Below are 21,451 nucleotides of genomic sequence, written 5' to 3' on the forward strand. Positions count from 1 at the left end.
AGTCCGCCCTGGAACATCCGCGCGGAGGGTTGACGCCCACATTGGTCTATGCCACCTTCTCTCGACATCGACTGGTAAGGCCCTGGCGGCAACTGGTCAACCCGACGACGGGCCGGGCCGCCTCCGTGAGCTCCACGCCCTACCGCACAGACGATCCACCGTGCGCCACCCCCACCGCGAAAGGACACGGATGAGTACTCGTCCCACCGGCCGCCGCACCCGCGCGGCACTCGCGCTGACCGCACTGCTCGGCAGCGCCGCCCTGGCCGGCCTCCCCGCCACCGCCGCCGCCGCGGACGGCGCCGTCACCGTGCAGTACCGCACCAGCGCGGGCGGGGCCACCGCCGACCAAAGCGAACCCTGGTTCAAGGTCCGCAACACCGGTTCCACGACCGTGCAGTTGAGCCAGGTGAAGGTCCGCTACTACTTCAAGGCCGACTCCCCGGACGCCTCGTACCGCTTCGCCTGTTCCTGGGCGGTCAAGGGCTGCTCCGCCGTCACCGGCACGTTCGGGACGCTCGCCCACCCCACCGCGACCGCCGACCGCTACCTGGAGGTCGGGTTCACCCCGTCCGCCGGGTCACTGGCTCCCGGCGCCGACACCGGGGACATGCAACTGCGCTTCTACCGGTCCACCTGGCAGACGCTCAGGCAGAGCGACGACTACTCCTTCGACGGCGCCCGGACCTCATACGCCGACTGGAACAAGGTCACCGCCCAGCTCGCCGGTGCCACGGTGTGGGGCACGGCTCCCGAGGGCAACGACCCCACCGATCCGACCGACCCCACGGACCCGCCGGGCGACGGCGGCCAGACCCTGTTCGACGACTTCGACTACACCTCGCACACCGACCCGGCGATCTCCGCGCACGGCTGGAGCGTGCGGTCCGACTCCGGCGGCCCCGGTGTGCCCGGCGCGACCTGGGACCCGTCCAAGGTCACGTTCAGCGCCTCGGGCGGCAACTCGGTGATGAACCTGGAGACCTCCACCGCGGGCACCGGCGCCTCCACCAGGCACACCGAAGTCCTCACCAAGAGCACGAAGTTCAGAAACGGCACCTACGCGGCCCGCGTGCGGTTCTCCGACACCCCGAAGTACGGTCCCGACGGCGACCGCGTCGTCCAGACCTTCTTCACCATCAACGACCTCAAGGCCCCGATGGCCGACGACTACGCCGAGTACGACTTCGAGTACCTGCCCAACGGCGGCTGGGGCGAACCGTCCAACATCCTCTACACGACCTCCTGGGAGACCTACAACCCGGACCCCTGGCAGGCCGTCAACCAGCACAGCGAGAGCCGGCAGAGCTTCGCCGGCTGGCACGACCTGGTGGTGACCATCGACGACAACGCCATCACCTACTACGTCGACGGCCGGCACTTCGGCACGCACGACGCCGCGTACCTGCCGGAGCGCCCGATGTCGATCAACTTCAACCAGTGGCTGATCGACCTCGAAGGCCAGACGTCGACCGCCCCCCGCGCCTACGACCAGCAGGTCGACTACGTCCTGCACGTCAAGGACCAGGTACTCACCCCGGCCCAGGTGACCGCGAGGATCGACACGTACCGGAACGCCGGCACGTCCTTCGTGGACGAGGTCCCGGCACCATGAGTGGCTGAGCCCGACTCGCCGGCCGGCGGGAACCGCTCGGTGGAGCCCTCGTTCCGTCAGGCGGAGCGAGGGCTTTACTTGCCTGTGGCGGGTGTCTGGCGCAGGCTGGTCGCATGGGTGCGGGCCCGACGCTCATCACCTCCGTGCAGCGTGCCTTCCGGCTGCTGGAGGCGGCGAGCGCCCATCAGAACGGCGCGCCGGCGAAACAGCTGGCACGGGAGACGGGGCTGCCCCTGGCCACGGCCTACCACCTGCTGCGCACGCTGGTGCACGACGGGTATCTGCGCAAGCTGGACGACGGCGGATTCGTCCTGGGCGACCGGTTCCGGGCCCTGCCCACGGCGAGCCGGGAGCAGGCGCTGCTCAGCCGGGTCAGGCCGGCGCTCGCCGCGCTCCGGGACGAGCTGTCCACCGCCGCCTACCTCACCTTCTACGAGGACGGCGAGATCCGCGTCGCCGAGATCGTCGACAGCCCCCGCACCCCGCGGGCCGAACTCTGGGTGGGGTTCGAGGACGCCGGGCACGCCACCGCGCTGGGCAAGTCGGTGCTCCGGGAGCTCGACGACGAGGCCCGCAAGGAGTACCTCTCCCGGCACCCCCTCAACGACCTCACCCCGCGGACGATCACCACGGCCCCGGAGCTGATCCGCCGGCTGGAGAGCAGCACCCTGGCGCCGGCCGTCACCGACCTGGAGGAGTACTCCCTGGGCACCGTCTGTGTCGCGGTGCCGGTCTACAGCGGAAACACCCTGGGCTCGCTCGGCGTGTCCATGCGCAAGGACCGGCTGCACCGGCTCGACGAGGTCCGCGAGCGCCTCCTGCCCGCGGCCGGGCGGGTGACCCGGGGCCTGTCGCTCACTATCTGAAAAGCGCACCCTTGTGACGTTCGCGACGATCATCTTTCCTGTTTAAGTCAGACATTACGGACGCGCGCGTGCCGCGCAAAGGTGAGGACAGCGGACGACACATGAGTCACGCCCGTCAGCATGGACGCGACCACTGGCCGATACGGCAGTACAAGCGGGGGGCCCGCCACACATGGTCGCCCCGGGCACGGGCCGTCGCGCACTGGGCCGCCGGCACGCCGGCACTCTCCGTACTGATCGTCTTCCTGGTCGTGTTCGTCGACCTCGTCGGCGGAACGGGCAAGGTCTGGCTGCCGCTGCTTGCCGCCGGACCGGCGCTGGCGGCGGCCACCAGCCGGCCGGCCGGGGTCCTCGGGGTGGGGCTCCTCGCTTCCCTCCTCGGCGCGGCGATCGGCGCCCGGCACGGCATGGCGGCCTCGGAGCTGGCCGTCGTACTCGCCGCGCTGGTGACCGTCGCCCTGGCCGGCACGCTCGCCAGCGCCCTGCGGGAACGCCGCGAGCGGGTGCTCGCCGCCGTCCGCTCCGTCGCGGAGACCGCCCAGCACGCCCTGCTCAAGCCGGTCCCGGAGACCGTCGGCCCGTTCCAGACGGCGGTCCACTACAGCGCCGCCGCGGCGGAGGCCCGGATCGGCGGTGACCTCTACGCCCTCATCCCCACTCCGTACGGGGTCAGGATGATCGTCGGCGATGTGCGCGGCAAGGGACTGCCGGCCGTGGGGACGGCCGCCCTGGTGCTCGGTGTCTTCCGGGAGGCCGCCTACGACGAGCCCGATCTGCTGGACGTCGTCTGCCGGATCGAACGGAGCCTGGCCCGCAACCTCGGCCACGACGACTTCGTCACCGCCGTGGTCGCCGGCTACCCGGAGCCGGGGCGGCTGGAGATGGTCAACTGCGGACACGCTCCCCCGCTGCTGGTCCGCGGCGCCGAGGTGATACCGGTGGACCCCGTCAGCCCGGCGCCGCCCCTGGGGCTGCGTGCCCTGTCGGGCGAGTCCCCCGGCCTTCAGGTGGTGTCCTTCACCGAGGGGGACCAGCTGCTGTTCTACACCGACGGGGTCACGGAGGCCCGCGACGCCGGCCGTGAGTTCTACCCGCTGGCCGAGGGCCTGGCCCGGCATCTGTGCGACGAGCCGGCCCGCACGCTCGCCGCGCTGCACCAGGAACTGCTGGACCACGTGGGCGGCCGGCTGCACGACGACGCGGCCCTGCTCCTGCTGCGCAAGCCCGTCGCCACCGCCGGGGCGGCGGACGCTGGCTCCCCCGTCGTCCTGCCGCTCACGGCACGGCCGGAACCGGGCGTCGGCGGCGCCTTCGACGGCTGCGAAGGCGCCGCCTAGGGCGGCCGGTCCGTCAGGGCCGCTGGGCGGCGATCATGCGCCGGTACCAGTGGTAGCTGTCCTTCGGGGTGCGCTCCTGCGTGTCGTAGTCGACCCGGACGATGCCGAAGCGCTTGTCGTAGCCGAAGGCCCACTCGAAGTTGTCGAGCAGCGACCACACGTAGTAGCCGCGCACGTCCACGCCCGCGTCGATGGCGGCCCGCAGCGCGGTGAGGTGGTCGCGCAGGTAGGCCACCCGGTCGGTGTCGTGCACGGCGCCGTCCGCGCTCACCTCGTCGTCCTCGGAGGAGCCGTTCTCGGTGATGTGGACCGGAGGCAGGGCGTCGCCGTACTGCTCCTTCAGGTCCACCAGGAGATCGGTGAAGGTGTCCGGGGCCACCGGCCAGCCCATCGCGGTGTGCCGGACGCCGGGCATCGACGTCTCGGCGTAACGGTTGTCGGTCGCCACGCGCAGGGCGGGGTCGCCCTCGCGGTACGGGGCGTCGGCGACGACGATCGGGCGGTAGTAGTTGACGCCGAGGAAGTCCAGCGGCTGACGGATCAGCTCCAGGTCGCCGTCGCGGCGGAAGTCCTGCGCGGTGATCAGCTCGCCCCAGGTGTCCTCCTCGGTGTCCGGGTAGCGCCCGGCGAGGATCGGCTCCGTCCACACCAGGTTGTGCAGGGTGTCGGCGCGTACGACGGCCTCACGGTCGGCGGCGGAGTCGGTGGCGGGCAGGTGGTGGTCGAGGTTGAGGGTGATGCCGACCTCGCGGACCCCGGCCGCCCGCAGCGCCTGGACCGCCAGTCCGTGGCCGACCAGGAGGTGGTGGGCGGCGGCCAGGGCGCCCCGGCCTTCGCGGGCGCCCGGGGCGTGGCGGCCGACGGAGTAGCCGAGGAAGGCGCTGCACCACGGCTCGTTGAGGGTGATCCAGCGGGGCACCCGGTCGCCCAGGCGCTCGGCGACGACGGCCGCGTACTCGGCGAACCGCTCGGCGGTCTCCCGCACCCGCCAGCCGCCCCGGTCCTCCAGGGCCTGCGGGAGGTCCCAGTGGTAGAGGGTGGCGGCGGGCTCGATGCCGGCGGCGAGGAGTTCGTCGACCAGGCGGGAGTAGAAGTCCAGGCCCTTGGGGTTCACCGGGCCGGTGCCGTCGGGCACGACGCGCGGCCAGGCGATCGAGAAGCGGTACGAGCCGACGCCGAGGTCGCGCAGCAGGGCCACGTCCTCGGGGTAGCGGTGGTAGTGGTCGCAGGCGACGTCACCGGTGTCGCCGTTCGCGACCAGGCCGGGGGTGTGGCTGTAGGTGTCCCAGATCGACGGGCCGCGGCCGTCCTCGTACGCCGCGCCCTCGATCTGGTACGAGGCGGTCGCGGCGCCGAAGACGAAGCCGGGCGGGAAACGGGGGAAGTCGCTCATGCGTGTCGGTCCATCTCGGTTTGTGCGGTGGGGATCACTTGACGGAGCCCCCGGTGATGCCGGCGGCGATGTACTTCTGGGCGAGGACGAGCAGGATCGCGGCCGGCACGGCGGAGAGCACGGACGCGGCCATGACCGCGCCCCAGTCGCCGACGTGGGCGCCGATGTACTGGTAGATGCCGAGCGTGATCGGCTTGACGTCGTCGGTGGTGTTCAGGGTGAGCGCGAACATGAAGTCGCTCCACGAGAACAGGAACGCGAACAGGCCGGAGGTGATCAGCGAGTTGCGGCTCATCGGGAGCACCACCCGCAGGAAGACCCGTACCGGACCGGCGCCGTCGATCTCGGCGGCCTCGATGACCTCGCCCGGGATGGACACCATGAAGGAGCGCATGAGGACGATGGAGAACGGGATGCCGAGCGAGGCGTCCGCGAGCATCAGGCCGAAGTAGGAGTTCACCAGGCCCAGGTCGACGTACGAGTTGTAGAGGGCGTTGGCGATGACGATGCCCGGCACCATCTGGGTGATCAGGGTGCCGAAGACGATCGTGCGCGAGCCGCGCAGGCCGAACCGGGCCAGGCCGTAGGCCGCCGGGGCGGAGATGGCCAGGCAGATGGCGACGGCGCCGAACGAGACCAGCAGGGAGGTGAGCAGGTGACCGCCCTGGTCGGTGACGGCCTTGGAGAACCCGGAAAGGTCCAGGCTGCCCGGCACCGGGTCGACCTGGAGCAGGCCGGACTCGGGCTGGAGTGCCGTGTTGAGCATCCAGTACAGCGGGAAGAGCATCACGCCCAGGACGATCACACCTGCGACGGTGGAGCCCCAGCGGCGCCGGGACGCGGTGGGAGTGTGAGCGGCCATGTCGGTCACTTCCCCTCGGTGCGGTTGGCCCGCAGGTAGAACACCGCGAACACCGCGGAGATGAGAATGAGGACGTTGCCGACGACCGCGCCGGCGCCGAAGTCCAGCTCCACGAAGGAGTTCTGGTAGGTGAGCGTGCCCAGGGTCTGGGTGGCGTCGGCGGGTCCGCCGTCGGTGAGGGCGAGGATCAGGTCGAGGATCTTGACCGTCGACATGAAGCCGAGCACCAGGACGACCGTGATCACCGGCTTGAGCATCGGCAGGGTGATGGAGCGGAAGGTCCGCCAGCCCGAGGCGCCGTCCAGGGAGGCCGCCTCGTACAGCTCCTTGGGGATCTCCTGGAGGCCGCCGTAGAGGATGACCATGTTGAACGGGATGCCGATCCAGATGTTGACCAGGATCACCGACAGCAGCGCCATGTCGGGGCTGGTCAGCCATGGGGTCTGACCGCCCAGGCCCACGGTGTCCAGGAAGGTGTTCAGCACGCCGGTGTCCTGGTCCAGGATGCGGCGCCACACGATGCCGGACACCACCATGGGCACCAGCCAGGGCAGCAGGATCAGCGACCGCAGGACGCCGCCGAGGGGGAACCTGCGGTTGAAGAAGACGGCGAGGGCGAGGCCGATGCAGAACTGGCCGAGCAGGGAGCCGGCGGTGAAGACGAGGGTGTGCCACAGGGCCTTGCCGAACAGGACGTCCTGGAAGACGGACGACCAGTTGTCGGTGCCGTTGAAGGGGGCCTCGCCGGTGAAGAACGTCTTCGGGGTGTAGTGCTGGAAGCTCATCACGACGTTGCGGACGAGCGGGTAGCCGAAGAACAGCAGCATGAAGACGACGGCGGGGGCGACGAAGCCCCACTGGGCGAGCCTGCGGCGCAGGCGCTGCCGGCCCGGGTCCGGCGCGGTGGCCTTGCCGGACGTCTCGGCCGGCGCCACGGCGGTGACGGTGGATGTGGTCATGGGCGCGTACCTCAGTTCCCGCTCGTGGCGCGCTGCTGGGCGCGCTGCAGGGCGGTCTCGCTGGACTGGCCGGTCAGGGCGGACTGGAAGGCGCTCTGCAGGGCGAGCGACACGCCCGACCAGCCGGCGCCGAGCTTGGCGGTGCGGGACCGGGCGGCGGCGACCTGGTCGGCCAGCGCGTCCAGCTCGGGCACCTCCTCGCGCCACTTCGCGGCGGCCTTCTCGTTGGCGGGGACCATCCAGCTGTTCAGGGCGTAGGTGAGCTGTTCCTTCTCGCTCGCCAGACAGGCGACGATCCGGCCGGCCGTCTTCTCGCGCCCGGTGTCACCGGTGTTGGGCACGGTGAGCACGGCGCCGCCGAGCGGACCCACCGAGTCGGCGCCCGCCTCGGGGACGGGGATCTGCGCGATCTCCCAGTGCAGCGACTTCTTGGTGTTGAGGGTCTCGACCTGCCACGGGCCGTTGATCATCATCGCGGCGTTCCCGGCCATGAACTGGTCGTTCACATCGGCCTGCGTCCAGTTGACCGTGGACTTGGACAGCGACCCGTCCTGGAGCAGCGCCTTCCAGTAGTCGAGCGCCTCGACGACCTGAGGGCTGTCGAGATCCGTCTCGTCACCGCCGTTGGACCACATGAACGGCGTGAACTGGAAGACGCCGTCCTCGGCGCCGCCCGCGCTGAGCGCCAGTCCGTACCGGTTGCCCTCGGTGAGCTTCTTCGCCGCCTCGCGCAGTTCGTCCCAGGTGGTGGGCACCTGTACGCCCGCCTCGTCCAGGATGTCCTTGTTGTAGAAGAGCGCGAGGGTGTTCACGGAGCGGGCCGCACCGTAGTACGTGCCCTTGTAGGAGCCGAAGTCGACGATGCCCTCGGGGACGTCGTCGGTGGCGAGACCCAGGGTGCGCAGGTCGACGAGCCCGCCGGCGTCGGCGAAGGTCGGCATCTCGGAGGCGTCGAACTGCACGATGTCCGGCAGCGACTTCGACGAGGCCATGCGCAGGGCCTTCGTCATCACCTGCGAGGCGGGGACGCTCTGCTGCTCGATGGTGACGCCCAGCTGCTTGCCGCAGCGGGCCATCGCCTCGGCGTCCCAGCGGTGGTAGGTCTCGTCGGTCGAGGAGTTCATCACGGTGTACACGTCGCTGTCGCGCTGCTGTGCGCAGCCGGTCAGCGCCGCTCCGGCGATGAGGACGGAGACGGCGGCGAACGACGTGACGGCTCCGCGTGAACGTCCGCGCGCGCGGTGTGCGGCAACCGGAGGATGTGCTGTCACGGTGGGTGCCCTTGCGTGGGGACCGGCTCAACGTGCGCTGAGCTGGTGACTCTTTCAGGAGGCAGGTGAAGCGCTTCGACTTGAGGCGGCTCTCGCCGAGGTGTTGCCTGGCGCTGCACCGGGTGTAATTTGTTTTGCCTGATTACTAATACGCCAGCGGAAGCCGGTCGCGCTAGACCCCCAGCGATACGATCTGCTTGCGCCAAGGCGTGACAGGTTCTGCGTCTCCTGTCATAGTTCCTGGTCAGAAGCTTCCTTCCGAGCCTCTGCCGACCTCCCCCTCCGAGGAAGACCATGAAATTCACTGACGGCTTCTGGCGCATCCGCGACGGTGTCCAGATCTCGTACGCCACCGAAGTGCGCGATGTGCGCCCGGAATCGAAGCGCTTCACCGGCTACGCCGCCGTGAAGAAAGTGACGCGCAGGGGCGACACCCTCAACGCGCCGCTGATCACGGTCGAGTGCTTCTCCCCCGCCGAGGGTGTGATCGGCGTCCGGGTCACCCACCACGCGGGCAAGCACCGGCCGGGCCCCGACTTCGCCCTCACCGGGGACGCGGACGGCGCGGGGACGGTACGCCAGGACGGCACCGTCACCGAGCTGACCAGCGGTCCCCTGACCCTGCGCCTGGACGGGGCCGGTCCCTTCGGGCTCTCCTTCCACGACGCGGACGGACGCGAACTGACCCGCGCCGGCGCCAAGAGCACCGCCTTCGCCACCACCGGCGAGGGGGCCCACCATGTGCTGAGCCGGCTGTCGCTCGGCGTCGGCGAGCAGATCTACGGCCTGGGCGAGCGCTTCACCCCGTTCGTCAAGAACGGCCAGACCGTCGACGTCTGGCAGGCCGACGGCGGCACCAGCAGCGAGCAGGCCTACAAGAACGTCCCGTTCTACCTCTCGTCCCGCGGCTACGGCGTCTTCGTCAACCACCCCGGCGCCGTCTCCTTCGAGATCGGCTCCGAGTCCGTCGGACAGGTCCAGTTCAGCGTCGAGGACCAGGCGCTGGAGTACTACGTCGTCGCAGGACCCACCCCGAAGGACGTCCTCGGCCGCTACACGGCCCTCACCGGACGCCCGGCCCTCCCGCCGGCCTGGTCGTTCGGCCTGTGGCTCAGCACCTCCTTCACCACGTCGTACGACGAGGCGACGGTGACCTCGTTCGTCGACGGCATGGCCGAGCGCGGCATCCCGCTGTCGGTGTTCCACTTCGACTGCTTCTGGATGCGCGAGTACCAGTGGTGCGACTTCCAGTGGGACCCGGACGTCTTCCCCGACCCGGAGGGCATGCTGGCCCGGCTCAAGGAGAAGGGCCTGCGGATCAGCATCTGGATCAACCCGTACATCGCGCAGAAGTCCCCGCTCTTCGACGAGGCCGCCGCCCTCGGGCACCTGGTGCGCCGTCCGAACGGCGACGTGTGGCAGTGGGACCTGTGGCAGGCCGGCATGGGCCTGGTCGACTTCACCAGCCCCGACGCCCGCGCCTGGTTCCAGTCGAAGCTCAAGCCGCTGCTCGACCAGGGCGTGGACACCTTCAAGACGGACTTCGGCGAGCGCATCCCCACCGATGTCGTCTGGCACGACGGCTCCGACCCGGAGCGGATGCACAACTACTACACCCACCTGTACAACCGGACGGTGTTCGAGCTCCTGGAGAAGGAGCGCGGGCAGGGTGAGGCGGTGCTCTTCGCCCGGTCCGCGACCGCAGGCGGCCAGCAGTACCCGGTGCACTGGGGCGGCGACTGCTGGTCGTCCTTCGAGGCGATGGCCGAGTCGCTGCGGGGCGGCCTGTCCCTGTCGCTGAGCGGGTTCGGCTTCTGGAGCCACGACATCGGCGGCTTCGAGGGGACGCCCGTCCCCGAGGTGTTCAAGCGCTGGCTCGCCTTCGGTCTGCTCTCCTCGCACAGCCGGCTGCACGGCTCCACGTCGTACCGGGTGCCGTGGGAGTTCGGCGACGAGGCGGTCGACGTCGCCCGGCGGTTCACCCTGCTCAAGCACCGCCTGATGCCGTACCTGTACGGCGCCGCCGCCGAGGCCCACCGTACGGGCGTGCCGGTGATGCGGCCCATGGTGCTGGAGTTCCCGCGGGACCCGGCGTGCCGCCCGCTCGACCGCCAGTACATGCTGGGCCCCGACCTGCTGGTCGCGCCGGTGTTCAGCGAGGACGGCGAGGTGGAGGTCTATCTGCCCGAGGGCACCTGGACCCATCTGCTGAGCGGCGAGCGGGTCACCGGCCCGTGCTGGCGCACCGAGCGGCACGGCTACGACAGCCTTCCGCTGTACGTCCGTGAGGGCGCCGTGCTGCCGCTGGCCGGCGACGACTCCCGGCCCGACGGCGACTGGCTGGACGCTCCGGTCCTGCTCGTGCACCCCTCGGCCGCGTCCGACTACGCGGCCGAGGTCACCGTGCCGGACACGGCGGGGCTTCCGGCCGCGACGTTCCGGGTCCGGCGGGACGGCGACGTCCTGCGGGTCACGGCGTCCGGGACCGACCGGCCGTTCACGGTGCGCGTGGCCGGCGGGGCGGAGGCGCAGGGCGCGGGTGAGGTGACGCTGCCGCTGGGATGACGGGGTCACGTGCCCGGGTGACTGCCCGGGCCGTCGCCGGGTCCCGCGAGGGGGGTCGGTGAGAGGACCGCGGGTTCCTCACCGGCCTCCAGCAGGGTGTCCGCCGAGCCCACGATCAGCGGGTCCGGCTTGCCCAGGGCCTCGTGGTCCTTCGCCGGATAGTCGCAGCGGTCGAGGAGACTGCGCATGGCTTCCAGCCGGCCCCGCCGCTTGTCGTTGTTCTTCACCACCGTCCACGGCGCGTGGGGCGTGTCCGTCGCCCGGAACATCTCGATCTTGGCCTCGGTGTAGTCGTCCCAGCGGTCGAGCGAGGCGAGGTCCATCGGCGACAGCTTCCAGCGGCGTACCGGATCGACCTGGCGGATCGCGAACCGGGTCCGCTGCTCGGCCCGGGACACCGAGAACCAGAACTTCACCAGCATGATGCCGTCGTCGGTGAGCAGCCGCTCGAACATCGGCGTCTGCTGGAGGAACTGGCGGTACTCGGCCTCCGTGCAGAAGCCCATGACCCGCTCGACGCCCGCGCGGTTGTACCAGGAGCGGTCGAAGAAGACGATCTCGCCACGGGCCGGCAGATGGGCCACATAGCGCTGGAAGTACCACTGTCCCGCTTCCCGCTCGGTCGGCTTCTCCAGGGCGACCACGCGGGCACCACGGGGGTTGAGGCGTTCCATGAACCGCTGGATGGTGCCGCCCTTGCCGGCCGCGTCCCGTCCCTCGCAGACCACGACGATGCGCTGACCGGTGTCCTTGACCCACCGCTGCATCTTCAGCAGTTCGATCTGCAGGATGCGCTTGGTGCGGTCGTACTCCGCCCGGCGGATCCTGCGGTCGTAGGGGTGGTTCTCCCGCCAGGTCTCGATCGGGGTGCCGTCGGCGTCGAGCAGCACGGGCCGCTCCGGGCGCCGGTCGTCCACCTCCAGCCCGTGGAGCAGATCGTCGCCGTTCGGACCGGTCCCGGCCTCCGTCCGGCCGTCCGGTGCGTCCGCGTGTTCGGCCGTCACGTCACCTCCCGCCTCTTTCGAGTGCGCTACGAGAAGCGTATGCCCATCGGACGATTTGCGGTGATCCGACCGCTGGTCCGGGGAAGGAGCAGGACCGGGCGGGGCGCGTACGCGGGTAGCGCCTTCGCTCGTATCCGGCATTCGTATCCAGGCGAAGGGGACGCACGACGTGCAGATCGATCTGAAGGGCCGTACGGCGCTGGTCACCGGTTCCACCCAGGGCATCGGCGCGGCGATCGCCACCGGGCTGGCGCGGGCGGGCGCCCGGGTCGCGGTCAACGGGCGCTCCGCCGAGCGCGTACGGGACAGCGCCGCCGCCCTCGAACGGGAGGTGCCCGGCGCCGACGTCGTACCGGTCGCGGCGGACGTGACCACCGAGGCGGGCGCCGAGCGGGTCGCCGAGGCCCTGCCGCGGGTGGACATCCTCGTCAACAACCTCGGAGTCTTCGGCTCCGCGGACCCGCTGGAGATCACCGACGACGAGTGGCGGCGCTACTTCGAGGTCAACGTCCTGGCCGCCGTGCGGCTGACCCGGCTGTTCCTGCCGGGTATGACCGGGCGCGGCTGGGGGCGTGTCCAGTACATCGCCAGCGACTCGGCGATCGTCACCCCCGCCGAGATGATCCATTACGGCATGTCCAAGACGGCGCTGCTCGCGGTGAGCCGGGGTTTCGCCAAGCAGGCGGCGGGCACGGGCGTCACGGTGAACTCGGTCATCGCCGGGCCCACCCACACCGGCGGGGTGGAGGACTTCGTCTACGAGCTGGTGGACCGCGACCTTCCGTGGGACGAGGCGCAGCGTGCCTTCATGCGCGAGCACCGGCCGCAGTCGCTGCTGCAACGGCTGATCGAGCCGGAGGAGATCGCCCACATGGTCGTCTACCTCGGCTCCGACCAGGCCTCCGCGACGACCGGCGGGGCGCTGCGCGTCGACGGCGGCTACGTCGACTCGATCCTGCCCTGAGAGCGGGCGGTGGTCAGCGCAGCAGCTGGACGAGGGCGAGGGTGCCGATCGTGACGATGAGGGCGCGCAGCACCGCGGGGCTGAATTTGCGGCCGGTCCTGGCGCCTAGCTGGCCGCCGAGGGCGGAACCGACCGCGATGAGCGCGACGGCCGTCCAGTCGAAGTCGGCGACGAAGACGAAGAAGGCCGCGGCGACCGTGTTGACGATCGCGGCGAGCACGTTCTTGACGGCGTTGAGGCGTTGCAGCGGCTCGTCGATGAGCAGGCCCATCAGGGATATGTAGATGATGCCCTGCGCGGCGGAGAAGTAGCCGCCGTAGACGCTGGCCAGGGCCAGACCGGTGGACAGCGGCCATCCGCCGTCGGGACGGGAGGAGTGTCCCTTCGCGCGGCGGGCGCGTACCTTCCTGCCGATCAGGGGCTGGAACGCGACGAGGACGAGGGCGAGCCCCACCAGGGTCGGCACGATGGTCTCGAACGCCTCGGCGGGCAGGGCCAGCAGGAGCGTCGCGCCGCAGAGCCCGCCCAGCGCGGCGCCGACGCCGAACCTGCGGACGCGCCGACCCTGTCCTGCGAGTTCCCTGCGGTAGCCGATGGCGCCGCTGACGGAGCCGGGGATCAGTCCGAGCGCGTTGGAGACCGTGGCGGTGACGGGGGACAGCCCGGTGGCGAGGAGCACGGGAAAGGTGACCAGCGTCCCCGAGCCGACGACCGCGTTCATGGCGCCGGCACCGACGCCCGCCGCGAAGACGCCGGCCATCTCCAGCGGCGTCACGCCGTGGCTCCGGTCGCGTCGTCGCCACCCGAGGGTGCCCGGTGCCGGTCCTGGTCCGAGGAAACGTTCATGTGAGGACGCTAGCCTGCGGACCCTTCGGTGATCACCGAAGGGTCAGGAGAGCCGCGCCACGCCCGCGTGGATGCCGCTGTCCTCGGGCGACGGCGCCGGAGCCGTCCGGAACCACTCCGGCGCGGTCACCAGGCCCGGGTCGACGAGGTCCGGGCCGTCGAAGAAGCGGGCGACCTGGGCGCGGGTGCGGAAACCCAGGCGGATGCCGGCGCGGGCGTACTCGGCCGTGACCCGCTCGGCCAGTCCGGAGTGGAGGTCGGAGGCGGCGTGCGTCAGCACGAGGTAGCTGCCCGGCGGCAGCGCGGACCGCGGCTCACCGACGACGCCGAGGGGTCCTGGTCGTCGGGGAGGAAGTGCAGGAGGGTGATCAGGGACAGCGCGATCGGGCGCTCGAAGTCGAGCACACCGCGGGCGTGCCGGATGATGCCGTCCGGGTCGCGCACGTCGGCCTGGACGTAGTCCGTGGCGCCCTCGGGGCCGCTGCTCAGCAGGGCCTCGGCGTGCCGCAGCACGATCGGGCCGTTGTCGGTGTGGACGACCTTCGCGGTGGGGACGACACCCTGCACGATCCGGTGCAGGTTGGGCTCCGTGGGGATGCCCGAGCCGATGTCGAGGAACTGGTCGATGCCCTGGCCGGCGAGCCGGGCCGCCGCCCGGTGCATGAACCGGCGGTTCTGCCGGGCGGCGTCCCGTGCCTCGGACGGCAGTTCCTCCCCGACGGCCTCGTCGACCGGGTGGTTGTCCTTGCCGCCGAGGAGCCAGTCGTAGACCCGCGCGGGGTGCGCCCGGCCGGTGTCGAGGTGCGGAGGGTCGGTGGGTGTGCCGGCCGGCATGGCGGGGTCCGTCCCAGGGGTGCACCGAGCGTGCCCGACGACCACCAAGTCTCATACGCCAACTGACATACGGAGAAAGGGAGTTCTGTCGTCAGGTGGTTTCCGGCGGCGGTGCCGTGCTGGCGCGCCGCACCAGCCGGGTCGGGACGAGGGTGGTGCCCCGCTCGGGACCGTCCTGGCGCATCTTGCTCAGCACCGCCTGGACGCAGAGCCGGCCCACCTCGGCGAAGTCCTGGTGGACGGTGGTCAGCGGGGGCAGGAAGGAGGACGCCTCGGGGATGTCGTCGAAGCCGATGACGCTGACGTCCTCGGGGACGCGCCGGCCGCGTTCGTGCAGGGCGCGCAACAGGCCCAGTGCCATCTGGTCGTTGGCGGCGAAGACGGCCGTGCACTCGTCCCGGGCCGCGAGTTCGAGGCCGGCCCGGTAGCCCGAGTCCGCCGACCAGTCACCCCGGATGAGGGGCGGCGGCACCCGTCCGGCCTCGGTGAGGGCCGCGTGCCAGGCGTCCGTACGGCGCTGCGCGGCGAACGACCCCTCGGGGCCGCCCAGATGCCACACCGTGCGGTGGCCGAGGCCGAGCAGATGCTGGACGGCTGCGCGGGTGCCGCCCGCCTGATCGGTGTCGACGACCGTGTAGTGGTCACCGGCGTCGGAGTCGACCACCACCACCTGGACGTGCGGGGGCAGGGTGACCGTCGCCGCGTCCAGGAGGTGGACCTCCATGATGACGATCACGGCGTCGACGGCGAGTTCCTCCAGCCGGGAGAACGCCCCGCGCACCTCGTCCTGGGTGGGTACGGCGACCGGCAGCAGCGTCACCGCGTAGCCCTCGTGCGCGGCGGAGGTGGCGATCGCCTCCAGGGTGCGGACGTTGCCGGTGGTGGACAGGGTGAAGGTGATGACGCCGATGGTGCGGAACTCGCCGCGTTTGAGGGCACGGGCCGCGCTGTTGGGCCGGTAGCCGAGTTCTTTCATCGCGGCCAGCACCTGACGGCGGGTCTCCTCGGTGACCCCCGCGTAGCCGTTGGAGACGCGGGAGACGGTCTGCGAGGAGACTCCCGCGAGCCGGGCCACGTCCGCCATGGAGGCCGTGGCGCGGGCGCGGGCGCGCCGGTGGGCCGGGGCCCCGCCGGCCGTGTCCCGAGCGGTCCCGGCCGGCTCGGCGTCGGAGCCGGGCAGGTCCACCGGCGTTCTCTCAACCGTGTCCACTCGACGTCAGCCGCCTTCCTGTCGCTGCTCGCGTCACGGTTTCCCCAGGGGACCCTTGACCGTCGTCCTCGGGGCAGTGTAGACATGCCGCCACCGGATGTTTACGTAAACATAACAGCTCAGCCCTCTTTTCGCGGTGGGTGATGTTTGCGTAAACATCGAGTGTGGGAGGCCAGGCCGCCCGGCTGCGCGCCGAGAGGTCGAGCCACCGGTTCGGAAATGTTGACGAGCGAGGAACGACATGACGACGCTGCAACCGCCGGTGGCCGCGGAGCCGCGGCCGGCCCCGCCCCCGGTGAGACGGGACCGCCGCTCCTGGACGGGGTGGGGCTTCATCGGCCCCTTCGTGGCCGTGTTCGCCCTGGTCTTCCTGGCGCCGATCGCGTACTCGGTCCACTTGAGCCTCTTCCGCGACCAGCTCATCGGCGGGACCACCTTCGTCGGCCTCGACAACTACGAACAGGCGCTCCAGGACGACCGGTTCTGGGCAGCCCTCGGCCGGGTCTCGCTCTTCCTCTGCGTCCAGGTGCCGATCATGCTCGGCATCGCGCTGCTGGTGGCCCTGGCCCTGGACAGCGGCCGGCTGTACGGAAAGAACTTCTTCCGCATCTCGATCTTCCTGCCGTACGCGGTGCCGGCCGTCGTGGCCACGCTCATGTGGAGCTTCATGTACGGCACCCGGTTCGGCCTGGTCAGTGACCTCAACGACGCCTTCGGCCTCTCGCTGCCCGACCCGCTCTCCCCCGACCTGGTGCTGGCCGCGATCGGCAACATCGTCACCTGGGAGTTCGTCGGCTACAACATGCTGATCTTCTACTCGGCGCTGCGGGTGATCCCGAACTCCCTCTACGAGGCGGCGGAGATCGACGGCGCCGGGCAGATCCGCGTCATCACCGCCATCAAACTGCCCGCGATCCGCGGCGCGCTCGTCATCGCGACGATCTTCTCCATCATCGGCAGCTTCCAGCTGTTCAACGAGCCCAGCGTCATGCAGAAGCTGGCGCCCAACGCCATCACCACCGACTACACCCCGAACTACTACACGTACTCGCTGTCCTTCTCCGGCCAGCAGCACAACTACTCCGCGACGGTCGCCATCGTCATGGGGCTGATCACCATGGTCATCGCCTATGTCGTCCAGCTCCGCGGCATGCGCAAGGGAGTGTGAAGCAGCGATGACCAGTACCGTCACCCCCGCCTCCGCCGGACCGGCGGCGTCCCCGCCGGGCTCCGCCGTACGGCTGCGCACGCCCCGGCGTCCGCACTCCCCCGGCCGCCCCCGGCGCAGCGTCCTGCTGACCGTGCTCACCTCTCTGGTGCTGCTCTACAGCCTGGTGCCGCTGGTGTGGCTGCTGATCAGCGCCACCAAGACCCAGGAGGGGCTGTCCCGTTCGTTCGGCCTGTGGTTCGACGGCGACTTCGCCCTCTGGGACAACATCGCCGAGACGTTCACCTACGACGACGGCGTCTTCACCCGCTGGCTGCTCAACACCCTGCTGTACGTGGTGGTGGGCGCGGGCGGTGCCACCTTCCTCGCGGTGCTGGGCGGTTACGCACTCGCCAAGTTCGACTTCCCCGGGCGCCGGGCCGTGTTCGCCGTCGTCATCGGCGCGGTGGCGGTGCCGGGGACCGCGCTGGCGGTGCCGACCTTCCTGATGTTCAGCAACATGGGTCTCACCGACACGCCCTGGGCGGTGATCATCCCCTCGCTGATCTCGCCGTTCGGTCTCTATCTGATGTGGGTGTTCGCGAGTGAGGCCATCCCGACCGAGCTGCTGGAGGCGGCGCGGATCGACGGGGCGGGCGAGGTGCGCACCTTCTTCACCGTCGCGCTGCCGCTGCTGGCGCCGGGCATCGTCACCGTCTCGCTGTTCACCATGGTCGCGACCTGGAACAACTTCTTCCTGCCGCTGATCATGATCAAGGATCCGGACTGGTATCCGCTCACCCTGGGCCTGCACAGCTGGAACGCCCAGGCCGCGACCGCCGGCGGCCAGCCCGTCTTCCATCTGGTCGTCACCGGCTCGCTGATCACCATCGTCCCGCTGATCGCCGCGTTCCTGATGCTGCAGAAGTACTGGCAGTCGGGACTCGCCGCCGGAAGCGTCAAGGAATAACTCCCCTCCGTCCCCCTCTCTTTGCCCATCGGTCACGGTTTCGGCCACGAAGAAGTGGAAGCACGTCCATGCGCAAGCACTCCTCCCGCCGCCTGCTGCGCGGCACAGCCCTCGTCTGCGCCCTCGCCCTGGGCGCCACCGCCTGCGGCGGATCCGACGACGAGGGGTCCGGTCCCAAGACGGTCTCCGAGTCGGACGTCCAGGCCGCGCTGAAGAAGGGCGGCACCCTCACCGTCTGGGCGTGGGAACCCACGCTGAAGCAGGTGGCCGCCGACTTCCAGGAGGAACACCCGAACGTCAAGGTGAACCTGGTCAACGCGGGCACCGGCAACGACCAGTACAAGGCGCTGCAGAACGCCATGTCCGCGAAGAAGGGCGTCCCCGACGTCGCCCAGGTCGAGTACTACGCCATGGGCCAGTACGCGCTGACCGAGCAGCTCACCGACCTCAAGGGCTTCGGCGCCGACAAGCTCGCCGAGAAGTTCTCCCCCGGTCCGTGGAACGGTGTGAAGGCCGGTGGCGAGGGCGTCTACGGCCTGCCGATGGACTCCGGTCCGATGGCGCTGTTCTACAACAAGAAGGTCTTCGACAAGTACGGGATCGAGGTGCCCACGACGTGGGACGAGTACGTGGACGCGGCCCGCGCCCTGCACAAGGCGGACCCGAAGGCGTACATCACCAATGACGCCGGCGACGCGGGCTTCACCACCAGCCTGCTGTGGCAGGCCGGTTCACGCCCGTACCAGGTCGACGGCACCGAGGTGGGCATCGACTTCACCGACGAGGGCGCCAAGGCCTACACCGGCACCTGGCAGAAGCTCCTCGACGAGAAGCTGGTCGCGCCCGTCACCAGCTGGTCCGACGAGTGGTACAAGGGCCTCGGCGACGGCACCATCGCCACCCTGGCCATCGGCGCCTGGATGCCCGCCAACCTCGCCTCCGGGGTGAAGGACGCCGCCGGTGACTGGCGCGTCGCCCCGCTGCCCCAGTGGAAGGCCGGCGGCAAGGCGAGCGCGGAGAACGGCGGCAGCGCCCTCACCCTGCCCGAGCTCGGCAAGAACGAGGCCCTCGCCTACGCCTTCCTGGAGTACGCAGGCGCCGGCGAGGGCGTGGACACGCGGGTGAAGGGCGGCGCCTTCCCGGCCACCACCGAGCAGCTGAACTCCGAGGCGTTCCAGAACACCGAGTTCCCGTACTTCGGCGGGCAGCAGGCCAACAGGATATTCGCCGACTCGGCCGCGAACGTCGCCGACGACTGGTCGTACCTGCCGTACCAGGTGTACGCCAACTCGATCTTCAACGACACCGTCGGCAAGGCCTACGTCTCGGACACCACGCTCGCCGAGGGCCTGAAGACCTGGCAGGAGGCCTCCGTCGAGTACGGCAACGAGCAGGGCTTCACCGTCGAGAAGTAGCACTTGTCGGGCGGCGCGGACGTCCCGCGCCGCCCCATCCGGAAGGACCGCCATGATCTCCACCCTCCTGTCCCGCACCGGCGGGGCGGACGGTGACCCCGCCCCCCGTCTCGTCTACGGCGCCGACTACAACCCCGAGCAGTGGCCCCGCACCGTGTGGGAGGAGGACGTCCGGCTGATGCGCGAGGCCGGCGTGAACCTCGTGTCCGTGGGGATCTTCTCCTGGGCCCGGCTGCAACCGGCCGAGGACACCTGGGACTTCGCCTGGCTCGACGAGGTGATGGACCTGCTGCACGAGGGCGGCATCGGCGTCGACCTCGCGACCGCCACCGCCTCCCCGCCGCCCTGGCTCACCACGGCCCACCCGGAGATCCTCCCGGTCACGGCCACCGGCGAGACCCTGTGGCCGGGGGCGCGCCAGCACTGGCGCCCCACCTCGCCCGTCTTCCGCGCGTACGCGCTGCGCCTGGTCCGGGAGCTGGCGACCCGGTACGCCGGTCATCCGGCGCTCGTCGCCTGGCACGTCAACAACGAGCTGGGCTGCCACAACGTCTACGACTACTCCGACGACGCGGCCCGCGCCTTCCGGGACTGGCTGCGCGCCCGCTACACCACGGTGGACGCGCTCAACACCGCCTGGGGCACGGCGTTCTGGTCGCAGCGGTACAGCGACTGGGAGCAGATCCTGCCGCCGCGGCTGGCCGCCTCCCACCCCAACCCCACCCAGCAGCTCGACTTCAAGCGGTTCTCCTCGGACGCGCTGAAGGACCATCTGCGCGCCGAGCGGGAGATCCTGCGGGAGCTCACCCCGGACGTCCCCGTCACCACCAACTTCATGGTGATGGGCGGCACCAAGGGCATGAACTACCCCGACTGGGCGGACGAGATCGACTTCGTCTCCAACGACCACTACGTCCACCCCGGCCCGCAGGACCGCGACGAGCTGTCCTTCTCCGCCAACCTCACCAGCGGCATCTCCGGCGGGCGGCCCTGGTTCCTGATGGAACACTCCACCAGCGCCGTCAACTGGCAGCCCGTCAACGTGGCCAAGCGCCCCGGCGACCTGGCCCGCGACTCGCTGCTGCACGTCGCCCACGGCGCCGACGCGGTCTGCTTCTTCCAGTGGCGGCAGTCGGCGGCGGGCGCCGAGAAGTACCACTCGGCGATGGTCCCGCACGCCGGTGCGGACAGCGAGCTGTTCCGCGCGGTGACCGGCCTCGGCGCCACCCTCAAGGACCTCGCCCCGATCGCCGGGTCCGAGCGGGAGCCCGCCCGGGTCGGCATCCTCTACGACTGGGAGTCGTGGTGGGCGAGCGAGCAGGACTCCCACCCCACCTCCCTGCTGGACTACCGGCAGGAGGCGCTCGACTGGTACTCGGCGCTCCTCGCCCTCGGCGTCCGCGCCGACCTCGTCACCACCCGGGCCGACCTGCACCGCCACCAGGTGCTGATCGCCCCCGTGCTGCACGTGGTCCCGGCCGACCTGGCGAAGACCCTCACCCGGTACGCCGAACAGGGCGGCCATCTGATCACCACGTACTTCTCCGGTGTCGTCGACGAGCACGACCACGTCTGGCTCGGCGGCTATCCGGGCGCCCTGCGGGACCTGCTCGGCATCCGCATCGAGGAGTTCGGCCCGCTGCTCGCCGGTGACAGCGTGGAGCTCGACGACGGCACGAGCGGCGCCCTGTGGACCGACCGGATCACCGTGACCGGCGCCGGGACGGAGGTGCTGGCCCGCTACCGCACCGGCGAGCAGTCGGGCAGGCCCGCCGTCACCCGGCGGCCGGCGGGCGGGGGTTCCGCCACGTACGTCTCCACCCGGCTCGGTGTCGAGGGGCTCACCTCGCTGCTGCCTCGCCTGCTGGAACGGGCCGGGGTGGAGAGCGAACTGCCCGTCTCGGTACGCGGGTCGGTCGAGCCGGTCGTACGCCGGGGTACCGAGGGACGGTTCCTGTTCCTGGTGAACCGGACCGACGACACCGTTGTGGTGCCCGGCCTCGACGGAGAGGTGCTCGTCGGCACCACCGGCACCGACGGCGCCCTCACGCTCGGGCCCCGCGCGGTCGCCGTACTGCGGCAGCCGCCCGCCTGACACCCACCCCCACCACTCCCCGGAACGGCACGCACCCGTTCCGGGGGCCGTCCCCTCCCGCCGGCAGCGACTGCGACGGGAGGGTCCACCGAAGCGCG

Annotated in this window: 16 protein-coding genes and 1 pseudogene; 9 read left to right on the forward strand and 8 right to left on the reverse strand. The window is 70.6% G+C overall.

What is annotated here, in order from left to right; all coding sequences use genetic code 11:
* Positions 1-190: 190 nt before the first annotated feature.
* From AMK33_RS19265 to AMK33_RS19275, 3 genes are all read left to right on the forward strand, one after another.
* Positions 191-1,615 carry a cellulose binding domain-containing protein gene (locus AMK33_RS19265; protein ID WP_073934073.1) on the forward strand — a complete coding sequence of 475 codons (1,425 nt, stop codon included), beginning with the start codon at positions 191-193 and terminating at the stop codon, positions 1,613-1,615.
* A gap of 113 nt (positions 1,616-1,728) precedes the next feature.
* A complete protein-coding gene (locus AMK33_RS19270; RefSeq protein WP_073934074.1) occupies positions 1,729-2,481 on the forward strand; it encodes an IclR family transcriptional regulator in 753 nt (250 codons plus the stop codon).
* A 101-nt stretch (positions 2,482-2,582) separates the two neighbouring features.
* Complete coding sequence (locus AMK33_RS19275; RefSeq protein WP_073934075.1) at positions 2,583-3,818, forward strand: PP2C family protein-serine/threonine phosphatase; 1,236 nt, start codon at positions 2,583-2,585, stop codon at positions 3,816-3,818.
* 13 nt (positions 3,819-3,831) lie between these two features.
* On the opposite strand, the gene AMK33_RS19280 is transcribed toward AMK33_RS19275, so the two are convergent.
* The 4 genes from AMK33_RS19280 to AMK33_RS19295 are packed head-to-tail and all read right to left on the reverse strand — an operon-like array spanning position 3,832 to position 8,303.
* Positions 3,832-5,211, reverse strand: a complete 1,380-nt coding sequence (locus tag AMK33_RS19280; RefSeq protein WP_073934076.1) for a GH1 family beta-glucosidase — start codon at positions 5,209-5,211, stop codon at positions 3,832-3,834.
* A 34-nt stretch (positions 5,212-5,245) separates the two neighbouring features.
* Positions 5,246-6,073: a carbohydrate ABC transporter permease gene (locus AMK33_RS19285; RefSeq protein WP_073934199.1), complete on the reverse strand. Its 828-nt coding sequence runs from the start codon at positions 6,071-6,073 to the stop codon at positions 5,246-5,248.
* A gap of 5 nt (positions 6,074-6,078) precedes the next feature.
* Positions 6,079-7,032 (reverse strand): carbohydrate ABC transporter permease, encoded by a 954-nt coding sequence (locus AMK33_RS19290; RefSeq protein WP_073934077.1) that lies wholly within the window; start codon positions 7,030-7,032, stop codon positions 6,079-6,081.
* Between the two features lie 11 nt (positions 7,033-7,043).
* Positions 7,044-8,303 (reverse strand): ABC transporter substrate-binding protein, encoded by a 1,260-nt coding sequence (locus AMK33_RS19295; protein ID WP_073934078.1) that lies wholly within the window; start codon positions 8,301-8,303, stop codon positions 7,044-7,046.
* 294 nt (positions 8,304-8,597) lie between these two features.
* Here AMK33_RS19295 and yicI point away from each other — a divergent pair, with 294 nt between their 5' ends.
* Entirely contained in the window at positions 8,598-10,868 is a 2,271-nt protein-coding gene (gene yicI / locus AMK33_RS19300; RefSeq protein WP_073934079.1) for an alpha-xylosidase, read from the forward strand.
* A gap of 5 nt (positions 10,869-10,873) precedes the next feature.
* On the opposite strand, the gene ppk2 is transcribed toward yicI, so the two are convergent.
* Positions 10,874-11,872 carry a polyphosphate kinase 2 gene (gene ppk2, locus AMK33_RS19305; RefSeq protein ID WP_073934080.1) on the reverse strand — a complete coding sequence of 333 codons (999 nt, stop codon included), beginning with the start codon at positions 11,870-11,872 and terminating at the stop codon, positions 10,874-10,876.
* Positions 11,873-12,041: 169 nt separating this feature from the next.
* On the opposite strand from ppk2, the gene AMK33_RS19310 reads away from it, so the two are divergent.
* Entirely contained in the window at positions 12,042-12,836 is a 795-nt protein-coding gene (locus AMK33_RS19310) for an SDR family NAD(P)-dependent oxidoreductase (RefSeq protein ID WP_073934081.1), read from the forward strand.
* Positions 12,837-12,849: 13 nt separating this feature from the next.
* On the opposite strand, the gene AMK33_RS19315 is transcribed toward AMK33_RS19310, so the two are convergent.
* The 3 genes and pseudogenes from AMK33_RS19315 to AMK33_RS19325 form a co-directional block, all read right to left on the reverse strand.
* The gene (locus AMK33_RS19315; protein ID WP_383460128.1) at positions 12,850-13,596 is read right to left on the reverse strand and encodes a sulfite exporter TauE/SafE family protein; all 747 of its coding nucleotides are present in this window, start codon (positions 13,594-13,596) and stop codon (positions 12,850-12,852) included.
* Positions 13,597-13,725: 129 nt separating this feature from the next.
* Positions 13,726-14,516: pseudogene (locus AMK33_RS19320) on the reverse strand (SAM-dependent methyltransferase).
* A 91-nt stretch (positions 14,517-14,607) separates the two neighbouring features.
* Positions 14,608-15,600 (reverse strand): LacI family DNA-binding transcriptional regulator, encoded by a 993-nt coding sequence (locus tag AMK33_RS19325; protein WP_073934200.1) that lies wholly within the window; start codon positions 15,598-15,600, stop codon positions 14,608-14,610.
* A gap of 367 nt (positions 15,601-15,967) precedes the next feature.
* Between AMK33_RS19325 and AMK33_RS19330 the strand changes: the two genes are divergently transcribed.
* From AMK33_RS19330 to AMK33_RS19345, 4 genes are all read left to right on the forward strand, one after another.
* A complete protein-coding gene (locus tag AMK33_RS19330) occupies positions 15,968-16,894 on the forward strand; it encodes a carbohydrate ABC transporter permease (RefSeq protein WP_073934083.1) in 927 nt (308 codons plus the stop codon).
* 7 nt (positions 16,895-16,901) lie between these two features.
* Positions 16,902-17,843, forward strand: coding sequence for a carbohydrate ABC transporter permease (locus AMK33_RS19335; protein WP_073934084.1), 942 nt, complete (start codon positions 16,902-16,904; stop codon positions 17,841-17,843).
* Between the two features lie 68 nt (positions 17,844-17,911).
* Positions 17,912-19,258, forward strand: coding sequence for an ABC transporter substrate-binding protein (locus AMK33_RS19340; RefSeq protein WP_073934085.1), 1,347 nt, complete (start codon positions 17,912-17,914; stop codon positions 19,256-19,258).
* Between the two features lie 52 nt (positions 19,259-19,310).
* Complete coding sequence (locus AMK33_RS19345) at positions 19,311-21,353, forward strand: beta-galactosidase (protein ID WP_073934086.1); 2,043 nt, start codon at positions 19,311-19,313, stop codon at positions 21,351-21,353.
* Positions 21,354-21,451: the final 98 nt, after the last annotated feature.

The sequence above is a fragment of the Streptomyces sp. CB02400 genome, assembly GCF_001905725.1.
In the GTDB taxonomy this organism is placed as follows: domain Bacteria; phylum Actinomycetota; class Actinomycetes; order Streptomycetales; family Streptomycetaceae; genus Streptomyces; species Streptomyces atrovirens.

Excerpts from the sequence above, each read along its gene's own strand:
- AMK33_RS19265 (WP_073934073.1), top strand. The coding sequence starts at position 191 with ATGAGTACTCGTCCCACCGGCCGCCGCACCCGCGCGGCACTCGCGCTG.
- AMK33_RS19270 (WP_073934074.1), top strand. The coding sequence starts at position 1,729 with ATGGGTGCGGGCCCGACGCTCATCACCTCCGTGCAGCGTGCCTTCCGG.
- AMK33_RS19275 (WP_073934075.1), top strand. The coding sequence starts at position 2,583 with ATGAGTCACGCCCGTCAGCATGGACGCGACCACTGGCCGATACGGCAG.
- AMK33_RS19280 (WP_073934076.1), bottom strand. The coding sequence starts at position 5,211 with ATGAGCGACTTCCCCCGTTTCCCGCCCGGCTTCGTCTTCGGCGCCGCG.
- AMK33_RS19285 (WP_073934199.1), bottom strand. The coding sequence starts at position 6,073 with ATGGCCGCTCACACTCCCACCGCGTCCCGGCGCCGCTGGGGCTCCACC.
- AMK33_RS19290 (WP_073934077.1), bottom strand. The coding sequence starts at position 7,032 with ATGACCACATCCACCGTCACCGCCGTGGCGCCGGCCGAGACGTCCGGC.
- yicI (WP_073934079.1), top strand. The coding sequence starts at position 8,598 with ATGAAATTCACTGACGGCTTCTGGCGCATCCGCGACGGTGTCCAGATC.
- AMK33_RS19315 (WP_383460128.1), bottom strand. The coding sequence starts at position 13,596 with ATGGCCGGCGTCTTCGCGGCGGGCGTCGGTGCCGGCGCCATGAACGCG.
- AMK33_RS19325 (WP_073934200.1), bottom strand. The coding sequence starts at position 15,600 with ATGGCGGACGTGGCCCGGCTCGCGGGAGTCTCCTCGCAGACCGTCTCC.
- AMK33_RS19330 (WP_073934083.1), top strand. The coding sequence starts at position 15,968 with ATGACGACGCTGCAACCGCCGGTGGCCGCGGAGCCGCGGCCGGCCCCG.
- AMK33_RS19335 (WP_073934084.1), top strand. The coding sequence starts at position 16,902 with ATGACCAGTACCGTCACCCCCGCCTCCGCCGGACCGGCGGCGTCCCCG.
- AMK33_RS19340 (WP_073934085.1), top strand. The coding sequence starts at position 17,912 with ATGCGCAAGCACTCCTCCCGCCGCCTGCTGCGCGGCACAGCCCTCGTC.
- AMK33_RS19345 (WP_073934086.1), top strand. The coding sequence starts at position 19,311 with ATGATCTCCACCCTCCTGTCCCGCACCGGCGGGGCGGACGGTGACCCC.